The 5,945-nt window shown below is 44.4% G+C and carries 7 protein-coding genes; 1 reads left to right on the top strand and 6 read right to left on the bottom strand.

The window, feature by feature from the left end; translation table 11 throughout:
• Together recF and Q0986_RS06965 are read right to left on the bottom strand one after the other, a co-directional pair.
• A partial coding sequence (gene recF / locus Q0986_RS06970; protein WP_299406709.1) for a DNA replication/repair protein RecF occupies positions 1-1,077 on the bottom strand: 1,077 nt, incomplete at its 3' end.
• A gap of 6 nt (positions 1,078-1,083) precedes the next feature.
• A complete protein-coding gene (locus Q0986_RS06965) occupies positions 1,084-1,713 on the bottom strand; it encodes a ribonuclease H-like domain-containing protein (protein WP_299406705.1) in 630 nt (209 codons plus the stop codon).
• Between the two features lie 120 nt (positions 1,714-1,833).
• Here Q0986_RS06965 and Q0986_RS06960 point away from each other — a divergent pair, with 120 nt between their 5' ends.
• Positions 1,834-2,103, top strand: coding sequence for a YciI family protein (locus Q0986_RS06960; protein WP_299406701.1), 270 nt, complete (start codon positions 1,834-1,836; stop codon positions 2,101-2,103).
• Between the two features lie 252 nt (positions 2,104-2,355).
• On the opposite strand, the gene Q0986_RS06955 is transcribed toward Q0986_RS06960, so the two are convergent.
• The 4 genes from Q0986_RS06955 to Q0986_RS06940 all read right to left on the bottom strand — a co-directional run bounded on the left by Q0986_RS06955 (position 2,356) and on the right by Q0986_RS06940 (position 5,833).
• The gene (locus Q0986_RS06955) at positions 2,356-2,796 is read right to left on the bottom strand and encodes a hypothetical protein (RefSeq protein WP_299406696.1); all 441 of its coding nucleotides are present in this window, start codon (positions 2,794-2,796) and stop codon (positions 2,356-2,358) included.
• An 86-nt stretch (positions 2,797-2,882) separates the two neighbouring features.
• Positions 2,883-4,256 (bottom strand): hypothetical protein, encoded by a 1,374-nt coding sequence (locus tag Q0986_RS06950; protein WP_299406692.1) that lies wholly within the window; start codon positions 4,254-4,256, stop codon positions 2,883-2,885.
• Positions 4,257-4,826: 570 nt separating this feature from the next.
• Complete coding sequence (locus Q0986_RS06945) at positions 4,827-5,276, bottom strand: hypothetical protein (RefSeq protein WP_299406688.1); 450 nt, start codon at positions 5,274-5,276, stop codon at positions 4,827-4,829.
• A 92-nt stretch (positions 5,277-5,368) separates the two neighbouring features.
• Entirely contained in the window at positions 5,369-5,833 is a 465-nt protein-coding gene (locus Q0986_RS06940; RefSeq protein WP_366918536.1) for a GNAT family N-acetyltransferase, read from the bottom strand.
• Positions 5,834-5,945: the final 112 nt, after the last annotated feature.

Below are 5,945 nucleotides of genomic sequence, written 5' to 3'. Positions count from 1 at the left end.
AGAGTCTAGCCATTTAGCATCAAAAGCACCTAAATGGGTGGTCGTAATCAGGGTTTGAAAGCGAGTCTGAATCGCATCTAAAAGCTGGTTTTGCCGATTGAGATCTAGCTCCGCTAACACATCATCTAGGAGCAGTAAGGGAGCTTCACCCACCACTTCTTCAATCAATTTCAGCTCCGCTAACTTCAAGGCCAAAACTAACGTGCGTTGCTGGCCTTGCGACCCGTACTGACGAGCTGGGGTGCCATTAATAAGCAACGTGACTTCATCCCGATGGGGACCGACCAGGGATAGACCTTGCAATTGCTCCAGCATCGACTTCTCTTCCAGTTGGCTAAGGAACTGAGGGTAGAGCTGCTCAGGAAATTGGGGGTCATAGCTAACGTTAGGAGTGTAGAGAATTTCCAGCTGTTCTTGGTGACCACTAATGGTTTGGTGCCAGTGGCCCGCCAGGGGGACTAACCGCATCAACATCCGCTGACGCCGCTGAATCACCCGCGAACCACTCGCCGCTAACTGCTGGTTCCAAAGCACAAGTTGCTGGGGGTCAACCTGAGGCGCATCGTCAGCACGATGGTGCTTCAGATAGGCATTGCGCTGCTTAAGGACCTGCTGATATTGCTGCAGCAAATGAGCATAGACGGGCTCCAACTGCACCAGCACTGCATCTAGCCAATTCCGTCGCTCTCCCGGCCCACCCCGCACCAAATCCATATCGAGGCTGGAAAACTGGACAATATTGAGGTGTCCGAGGAAATCGAGCTGGCGACGAATCGTTTCACTGTTCACAGAAACCGTGCGACGGCCATTAGCCCGCAGGGTCAAGCTCAAATCGAGAGGGCCACTCTCTCGTTGAAGGGTCGCCGTTACCTGACTGAGAGATTCACCATCTTTAACCAAATCGCGATCGCGACTGACTCGATGAGATTTTAAGGTTGAGAGCAGTTCCACCGCTTCTAAGAGGTTGGACTTTCCCTGGGCGTTTGGCCCCACCAAAATCGTTTTGGGAGCAGAGAACTCCACCTGCTGGGCGATATAGTTACGAAATTGGATCAGGTGAAGCTGCTGGAGATACACAAGGGCTTAATGCTCAAAAATATTGTCAAAATGCATCAGGTCAAGAGTGACGATGGTGGGTAGGCACTGGAAGCAGGCCATCGCTAACTCAAAGCGCTCTTCCCGCTCTAGCATCTTCACAAGGGTGGCTTGGGCCGATAGCAAATAGCGGACATCATTCGAGGCATAGTTCAGCTGATCTTCCGAGAGGTTTTCCGCATTCCCCCAATCGGAGCTTTGGGCTGACTTGTCGAGTTCTTCACCCACCAACTCTCTGACTAGCTCCTTCAGACCATGACGAGGGCTGTAAGTTCGCACCAATTTACTGGCGATTTTGGTGCAGAAGATCGGCATGGTTTCAATATCAAGGTGATGCAGCAGCGTAGCGATATCAAAGCGGGCAAAGTGAAAGACCTTTAGGACTTTGTCTGCTTCCATCAGTTGCTTGAGGTTGGGCGCATCCATTTGTCCCTGGGCAATTCGCACCACGGTAACTTGGCCTTCAGGATTGCAAATCTGTATCAGACAAAGGCGATCTCGATGGGGCTTTAATCCCATGGTTTCGGTATCCACTGCAATCCGATCCGCCTGGAGATAGTCCTGGAGGAAGGCGTCGCTGAGATCGCGATCGCAAACCTGAAACTCACTAAGTGCCATTCAATGCCCCCATACGTTCTGATGGGCATTGTACAGAAATTAGGGAAGGTTCAACCAAAATAGCCTCAGAAAGAGACGGTCTGACCGCTATAATCACCACAGAGTTTTAGGGAAGCGCAAATGCCGAAGTACGTCATGTGGGGTAGCTACTGCGATGGAGTGCTAGAAAAGCGGGCTCCCTATCGCCAAGCTCACTTAGATGGCCTCAATGCCCAAAAAGAAGCGGGAACGCTGATTACGATTGGCCCCACCAAAGATATCAAAATGGTCTTTGGCATCTACGACGCCGAAGATGAGGATACCGTGCGCAAGTTGGTGGAGTCGGATCCGTATTGGCAAAATGGCATTTGGACCGAGTACGAAGTCCGAGAGTGGATTCAAGCGCTTTAGAGTAGAGTCAAGTGGATTGAAATGGTCTGGCATCGCTGCCCCGAAGGCTTCAGCTTCTATCATTCTCCAACCAAAAGGAGTGTTGAAATTCCATATTGTGAAGACTGTTGTAAAGTCGTGGCTCATGGTCGGAAAGCGGGCATAGGTTTTAGACTTCATGAACTTTCCCCTCGTAGCTCTGATTGAGCATAGATTCAGCCGCGTTGTGATGATTTATGGATCAGGTATGGCTGTTCACACAGATCTTGCTATCTATCTCAGCCTCCAAGGTTTGAAAACTAATAAAAGATCACGCCAGGGTAAAGCTGTGGATGATTTACCTAAAAGTAAGCGGCGAATATGTGTATAAAGCTTAAAGCGTATGCTGGAAAATACAGCCATCTGAATCTGCCGTCTTGCTCTATTGTGTCTTCGAGAAAGATTAGCGACAGATGAATCTGTCAAATAATACTCACATTGATTACAGAACCAAAGCAAGTCTGCTTGCTTCCTTAAGGCATCCTCAGCTGTGATCTCGTTTTGGCAAAACTGCTCATAGTCTTCGACCGCAGACAGTAATTTTATTTGCAATTGTGAGATAAGCGCTATTTGAGGAATATCATCTTTTAGATCAGTTTCTAGCAGGATTGATAGCCGTTTGAGGCAGTCAAGCGCATGTAAAAGTTCAGGAGGATTATTGGATTTAGCAATCATGTTTTTTATAGCAAGGTAAGATCTATGAAGTGGTAGATCGAAATAGGTTGAAAGCTGTATTGTGCTGATTAACGTCAGTGTATTGATCAAAAGAATATAAACCTTTTGATTTGGTAGATTGTGTTTAAGCCAGGTATGCGTAGCAATCGAAAACTGCCTGCTCTCCATGAAGACTGCTTAAATAGATTGAGCACTTTTTTGATATTTCCTTTCAGAAAAACAGGCCAGAATTCTGCTGACGTTATTGCTAGCTTACAAACCTTATCTTCTCCTTTGTCCTGAGCTTGTTGCCCAATTTGAGTTGCGATGTGGTGAGCCTCTTCATAGGTGGGAAAAGAGATATGGCGTGTGATCAGTGCCAGCACAAAAGAATGACATTGATCTGCCGTAAAACTTTGATCACTCAAAAGTTGACCATACTGATGAGCAAAGTCTAAGATCCCTTGCTGCATCACTGCGATAACTTTATCGCTAGCCATCTCCACCTGGCGTGAGTATTGTTGAGTGGACTTAAAAATAGGCTGGACTTTTCCTTCTATCTGTTCATAACCTAATGTTGAAGCATGGGGCGCTCCTGCAGCCTGTTCAAAGATTTCAGGAAAAATATCAATACTTTCTGCATTGATGTTTTTATTGCGAGAGTCATAGATCAGTCCGTGGGAAAGAGAATTGGAATACTTCAGAAAGGCTCGTTTATCTTTACGACCAAAGTAGAGACCATGAAGGAGTGGAAAGTCTTCTAAATGGTTAAAGGCTCTCACTAAATTATCCTGAATCGTTCCAGACCAACCGATATCGACTAATGCAACTTTACGGTTTAGGCCCCAGAATTGGCACTGTGCAAGATATGTTCTCAGATTGTCACTGGCTTGTTGGTGGTACTTTCGAACTTCTGCTTGCATCTCCATATCACTCAGAAAGGTGAGCAGCTTAGGATCGTTCCAGTAATCTGAAATGGGCTGCTTGATTGGGATGCCATATTTCTCTGTAAAGGGCTGAAACTTTTCTATCGGTAGACCTAAATGATTGAAAATGCTCCAGAGTCCTTTTTGATAACGATTAGATGTTGCTGCAAAAATGATTTCTCGTGTAGTCAACTGCGGTGTTGACGCTAAAAGCGTAGACTGCCGCGATAAATAGGCATAGTGGGTTGTTACGTTAGGGTTCACTAGGGTTGGTACATAGTGCTTGAGAATTTCATATACTCTCTGGAATAAGTAGCCTTCACGGGCTACAAACATTACATGATCAATTCCATATTGATTTATTTTTTCAAGCACCTTATGTAGATAAACCGTATAGACCATCCCTAAGAATTCATAGCCATAGGCATACCAGAAGTCCGACTGTCGTAGAATATCTGAGCGTGCTGAAATGCACTGCTCATAGAGAGTAGCGCCTTGCCAAAAATTAGATGATTTTGCTTGTCTTTTAACTAAATTGCTAGTAATTATGCTCACAGACGCTTCAATTTCTATTGTGATTGATGGTAAAAATCTGGTAATTTGCTTGTTATTATTTTATCAACTAATATTTTATTATTCTATAGTCTGTGTTCTTTAAGTCGTTCAATCCACAATCACTTGATAATACCAATTCCTAAGTAACCTGAGTTTGGGATACTCTAAAACCCTTATTTCTGCGTGAACAGAAACCTCCATTCTTCCATAGAAAGACCTCAAAAATGTACTTAACCCGAATTAGCGTTAAGTACAGGACAATGCTTTGAGATACTGATGCTAAGCAGTCAGTAGGGGGCGACTATAGGCTTTACTCATCGCCCACTGGGTGCTGTTTGATTCGAAATTACAGCTTATACCGAGAGAGCTTTCTTGGTCAGAAGAGACTTTTTATACATCCTCTTAACCTCGATCGTGACTATGTCATATCAAGTGCATGATTTCTAATAGGAAAATTCAAGCTAATTGATGTTAAAAGTTTGAAAGCACTGTTTGCCAAAAATTATTGTATTGGGAGAAATTCTGAATACATATCGACCTGAATTTTCGAGTCGAATTATTGCTGCTACTTTATTTTCCCTGTTTTAGGCTTTGGTCGAATAGATACCCAGCTAACCCCTTGGGGAATATAAGGTGATCCAAAAACTGAAATAATCCCAAGAGTAGACAGAATTGCGTCACACTCCCATAGGAAATATCACCAGAAGCAAGAGAAACAAGACTCTCGTCAGGTACAATACCCAATTCACTGACTAGGAACCAAAAAGCAGCACATGAAGCAGCAAAGAGACACGCTGCTAGTACAAATGATTTAAAATGCTTCCAGGCACTAGGATATGTTTGGTTAGGGTTTTGCTTTAACAACCGAAGACGACAGACAGTTCCGAGAAATGGCGACCAATAGATACTAGAAATTAAACAGAAACCAGCGAAAGCACTCAACAGCAAGGCCTCGCGTGGATTCCTTAAAATGATTAGGTCAAAATTTTCCAGCGTTGTCAATAAATGAACACGCATCATTCCTCAAATCTCTGCAATTTGATAATTGCTAGGCTGATATAAAGCTTTCTTGTGTAATCTAACGGGACTAAACATGCAATAGCTGTGTTTAGCTATACTTCTTTTAACATAAATACGCTATTGGGGTCTTCCACATATTGATCAAAAGGACCACAATATTCAAATCCATACTTGATGTACAAAGACCGTGCAGGCAAGAACTCTGGTAAAGACCCTGTTTCTAAATACAGGCATTGGTAGCTACGTTCTTTGGCTGCTTGGATTATATGTTCCAGAATCTGGGAAGCAATGCCTTTACCGCGATGCGCTTTTGCAGTGCGCATGGATTTAATTTCCCCGGTTGACTCGTCTAGTTCCTTTAACGCGCCACATCCACACAATTCATTGCCTATCCAGGCTGACCAAAATGTAATATTGGGCAAACGCAACGCGTCCAGATCAAGGGCATGAGTACTCTCAGGAGGCGTGATCGAATGCATTTCATCCCAATGCTCCTGGAGCAAATCGGCAATTGCTTGCCCTGTCAGATCATCAATGCAAATGTTGAGTTTCATCATGAACATCCATTGCGGAGATATAGTCAAATGTGGTGTATGAGAGAGCATCAGGCGACCTTCTCGCGATCTATTGAATTAGAGTCCTCCTCGATGTGTATACCATCGATAAACG

This window comes from Acaryochloris sp. IP29b_bin.148 (genome assembly GCF_028285565.1).
GTDB lineage: Bacteria > Cyanobacteriota > Cyanobacteriia > Thermosynechococcales > Thermosynechococcaceae > Acaryochloris.
Note: the sequence above shows the minus strand (reverse complement) of the source record. Positions and strands in the feature narration are given on the sequence as shown.

Coding starts and splice junctions, on each gene's coding strand:
- Q0986_RS06965 (WP_299406705.1), bottom strand. CDS start 1,713: ATGGCACTTAGTGAGTTTCAGGTTTGCGATCGCGATCTCAGCGACGCC.
- Q0986_RS06960 (WP_299406701.1), top strand. CDS start 1,834: ATGCCGAAGTACGTCATGTGGGGTAGCTACTGCGATGGAGTGCTAGAA.
- Q0986_RS06955 (WP_299406696.1), bottom strand. CDS start 2,796: ATGATTGCTAAATCCAATAATCCTCCTGAACTTTTACATGCGCTTGAC.
- Q0986_RS06945 (WP_299406688.1), bottom strand. CDS start 5,276: ATGATGCGTGTTCATTTATTGACAACGCTGGAAAATTTTGACCTAATC.
- Q0986_RS06940 (WP_366918536.1), bottom strand. CDS start 5,833: ATGATGAAACTCAACATTTGCATTGATGATCTGACAGGGCAAGCAATT.